The 3,616-nt window shown below is 74.8% G+C and carries 4 protein-coding genes; 2 read left to right on the top strand and 2 right to left on the bottom strand.

The window, feature by feature from the left end; translation table 11 throughout:
• Together ACWD3D_RS34650 and ACWD3D_RS34645 are read right to left on the bottom strand one after the other, a co-directional pair.
• Positions 1-790 (bottom strand): hypothetical protein (locus tag ACWD3D_RS34650; RefSeq protein ID WP_451464662.1); only part of this gene is annotated, 790 nt, incomplete at its 3' end.
• Positions 780-2,384 (bottom strand): class I adenylate-forming enzyme family protein, encoded by a 1,605-nt coding sequence (locus ACWD3D_RS34645; protein WP_451464661.1) that lies wholly within the window; start codon positions 2,382-2,384, stop codon positions 780-782. The genes ACWD3D_RS34645 and ACWD3D_RS34650, both read right to left, overlap by 11 nt.
• Before the next feature lie 182 nt (positions 2,385-2,566).
• Here ACWD3D_RS34645 and ACWD3D_RS34640 point away from each other — a divergent pair, with 182 nt between their 5' ends.
• Together ACWD3D_RS34640 and ACWD3D_RS34635 are read left to right on the top strand one after the other, a co-directional pair.
• Positions 2,567-3,037 (top strand): NUDIX domain-containing protein, encoded by a 471-nt coding sequence (locus ACWD3D_RS34640; RefSeq protein ID WP_451464660.1) that lies wholly within the window; start codon positions 2,567-2,569, stop codon positions 3,035-3,037.
• A gap of 6 nt (positions 3,038-3,043) precedes the next feature.
• Positions 3,044-3,616 (top strand): HAD hydrolase-like protein (locus tag ACWD3D_RS34635; protein ID WP_451464659.1); only part of this gene is annotated, 573 nt, incomplete at its 3' end.

Raw genomic sequence — 3,616 nt, 5'->3', positions numbered from 1 at the left:
CGGTCAGCACCCCGCCCAGGATCGCGCCGGTCGTGAACCCCGCCGACATCAACGCCCCGTTCAGGCCGAGTGCCTTCTGCCGCAGCGGTCCCTCGTTGATGTCGTCCAGGTAGCGGACGAAGCCCAGCCCCTCGCCGCGCAACAGCCGGTCCACGGGGGCCAGGTAGAGGTTGCCGAGGATCGCGGTGGCGTCCTGGTCGTGCGGCAGGCCCCGCAGGGCCGAGTCGGCGGTGAGCCGGGTGAGGAAGTCCAGCAGCCCTTCGATCCGGTCCACCGGGGCCTGGACGGCAGCGAGGTCGGCGGCCAGCACGGCGGTGTCGAAGCTTTCGAAGAAGGCGGACACGTCGGTGTCGAGCAGCGCCTTGCCCCCGTGGTCGCGGTGCAGGAGGCGGGCGGCGCCCTCGAACCTGAGCCATTCGCGCCCGCCGGAGTGGAGCCGGCGGCCCTGTGCGTCCAGCCGGTTGCTGAACACGTGGTCGTCGAGGGCCGCGTCGATGCGGACGGCCATCGCGCCGACGAGGGCCGCGTAGGCGACCCGGTCGGCGAGGTCGAGCAGCGGCACCGGGCGGTGCGCGCCGCCGCCCTTGGGAACCTCCGCGATCTCGAACGGCCGGGGCCGGTACCGGCCGTCGGCCAGGTCGGCGAGCAGACGGGCGCGTACCTGCGGCCACCGACCGGCGAATCGCGCCGCCGCGGCGGGGTCGGGCAGCGGGTCGGCGGCGAGCTCGGAGCTGACCTGGGCCCACGCCCGGTCGAGCGCCTCGGCGGTCACGGCGGTCTCAGCGGACATGTCCGGGCACCTCCCCGCGGGCAGGCACCGGGGTGCCCCGGCCGGTCCGCTCGCGCAGCACCCGGCGCGGCACCTTCCCCATCGCGTTGCGCGGCAACTCCCCCACCACTTCCACGAACACCGGCTCGCCGGCGCTCCTCGCGCGGTCGGCCGGCAGGGAGCCGGCCAGTTCCCGGGCCAGCTCCGCACCGGTCAGGCCCGGCGCCTCGCAGAACGCCGTCCACGCCGTGCCGTTGCCCGACGGCGCGGGCCCGGCGACGACCACGCAGTCGTCGACCCGGGGGTGGCGCAGTACGGCCTCCTCGATCCCGCCCGGGTGCAGGACGGCTCCGTCCGCCCACACGCAGTCGGCCGTGCGGCCCAGCACATGGAGGGTGCCGTCCGCGCAGAGCCGGCCGACGTCGCCGATCAGGGTGTACCCGTCGGGGCACTCCTCCGTGAGGACGGACAGCGGTGTGCGTACCAGCAACTCCCCCGCCTCGCCCTCGGGTACGTCCCGCCCCTCGGCGTCCACGACGCGCACCTCGACGTTGTAGTGCGGTCGCCCTCGGAAGCCACCCCGTACGGCGCCGTCCCTCGGCCCCGTCCACGCGACCGGGCCGACCTCGGTCGCGCCGTAGCTCTCGTACAGCCCGGCGTGCGGCAGTGCCCGCGCCAGCCACTCGCGCAGCACGACGGGCACCGGGTCGGCGCCGACGCTCAGCACCCGCAGGGAAGTCAGATCGTGGCGGGCGAGCGCAGCCTCGGGCAGAGCACGCAACTGCCTCAACTGGGCTGGGACGGTGGCCCAGTGGGTGATGCCGCGTTCCTCGATCAGCCCGGGGACGAGGGCCGCGTCGAACGGCTCGTGCAGGTGGACGGTGGCTGCGGTGGCCGACGCCCGGCGCAACTGCGCCTGGCCGGTGCCGTGGTGCAGCGGAAGCGTGAGCAGGACCTGGTCGTTGTCGCCCGCGGGCCGACTGGCGGCGATGTCCCGCCGGTACTCCCGTTTCCTGCGCATCGATTCCCGGTCCGTGGCGGCGGGGCGGGTGACGCTGCGGGCTGCCGCGGTGGTGCCGGAGGTGTGCAGCACCAGCGGCGCGTCGGTGAAGCTGACGCGCCGGGTGCCTGCGGGGCGGGCGAGCAGACCGGCGAGGGTGTCCGCGCCGGAGCGCAGCCACCCGGGGCCGGGGTCGACAGCGACCGGGACGAGGTCCAGCCCCTCCCACAGCGCACCGTGCTGCCGGGGCTCGGCCGCCGGGTCGTCGAAGAGCAGCACTCGGCTGCCGGTCCCGGCGAGCGCCTGCCGGATGCGCCGGGCGTCCGCCGCCGGGTCGAGGACGACCATGCGGCGGTCGAGCTTCGCCAGTGCCAGGCCGGCCACCGGCCACTCGGCACGCATCCGCATCCGGACCGCCACCGGGCCGGGGCCGTGCAACAGGGCCTCCAGGGCGTCCGCCAGCCGGTCGGCCGCCGCGTCCCACTGCGCGTACGTGAGCGAGTCTTCGGGGCCGCGCCCGGCGACCGCCACACGGTCGGGCAGGACCGCCGCCCAGTGCTCCGGCCGGTTGTACGGCGCGTCGGCGGGAGGCAAGCCGGAGGTGAGCGCAGGCATTGTGCTCCCTTGCGGTGGGAACGGTGATGGATCCGCAGACATCGCGAGCTGACGCATCCTATGCGACAACACGACAGGGCGATACTGTTACTGGCGCACTCCAGGCGATGCCACGTCAGATCGCCCTGCCAGGCCGATCACCCCCGTCGTACCGGTTTCGATCACTTTGAGGGCGGCTCCTGATGCTGGAATCAGTCGACCGGTTCACCACGGTCGTCCACGTGCACACCGTGGTGCGGCAGGATGGGCAACTGCTGCTCAGCAGACGTGCCCTCCAGCTCCCCGGCGGCGGCTGGTGGCAGCTTCCCGGCGGCCACCTGAACGCGGACGAGTCCGTCGTGGCCGGTGCGATCCGGGAACTGGCCGAGGAGACGGGCGTCGTCGTCGAGACGCGGGACCTGGCCTTCCGCCACCTGATGCACCACCGCAACCGCGCGGGCGCCTCCCGCGTCAGCGTCTTCTTCGAGGCCCTGCGCTGGTCCGGCGAGCCGCGCAACATGGAGCCGGACCGCTGCTGCCGGATCGGCTTCTTCGCCGAGGACGAGCTGCCCTCCCCCCTGCTCCCGCAGGTGGCCGGCGCCCTCACCGCGCTGCGCGACGGGACCGCGTTCTCCGTCGCGGGCTGGGCCGACGAGCCTGCCCCCGTCGGCTGACGGAAGGTGGTCCTCCCGGCACCGGGCGGCGGCGCCGCCCCGGCCCGTCTCCGCCTGCCGCCGGCTGCGGTGATCGGCTTCGACCTGGACCTCACCCTGGTCGACACCCGCCCGGCGACGGCTCTGGCGCTCCGCCGGGTCAACGAAGAGCTGGGCCTCGCGATCGACGCCGACGCGGCCGCCGCACGCATCGGCCCGCCGCTGCGCGAGCTGCTGTCCCCGTGGGTGTCGGCCCGTCAGTTGCGTCCCGCCGCGGAGCTCTTCCTCGCCGCGTTCCTGGAACTGGGTGAGGGGTCGGCCGAGCCGATGCCGGGGGCGGCCGCCCTCATGGACGCGGTCCGCGCCTCCGGCGGCCGCTGCTCGGTGATCACCAGCCGGCAGGACAGCACGGCCACGGCCTGCCTGCGCTGGTCCGGCCTGCGCGCCGACTCCCTCGACTGCCGGCTCTCGGGGACCGGCAAGGCGGACGCGATGCGCGCCCGCGCCGTCGCCGCCTACGTCGGCGACCACCCGCTCGACATGGCCGGTGACCCCAACATCCTCTTCATCCTGGGCGACGACCTCGGCTGGGCCGACCTC

This window comes from Streptomyces sp. NPDC002690, assembly GCF_053592415.1.
The sequence above is the reverse complement of the archived record's forward strand: the minus strand, read 5'-3'. Positions and strand labels throughout refer to the sequence as shown.

Bases quoted from the DNA above. Each gene is read 5' to 3' on its own strand.
- ACWD3D_RS34645 (WP_451464661.1), bottom strand. From the start codon at position 2,384: ATGCCTGCGCTCACCTCCGGCTTGCCTCCCGCCGACGCGCCGTACAAC.
- ACWD3D_RS34640 (WP_451464660.1), top strand. From the start codon at position 2,567: ATGCTGGAATCAGTCGACCGGTTCACCACGGTCGTCCACGTGCACACC.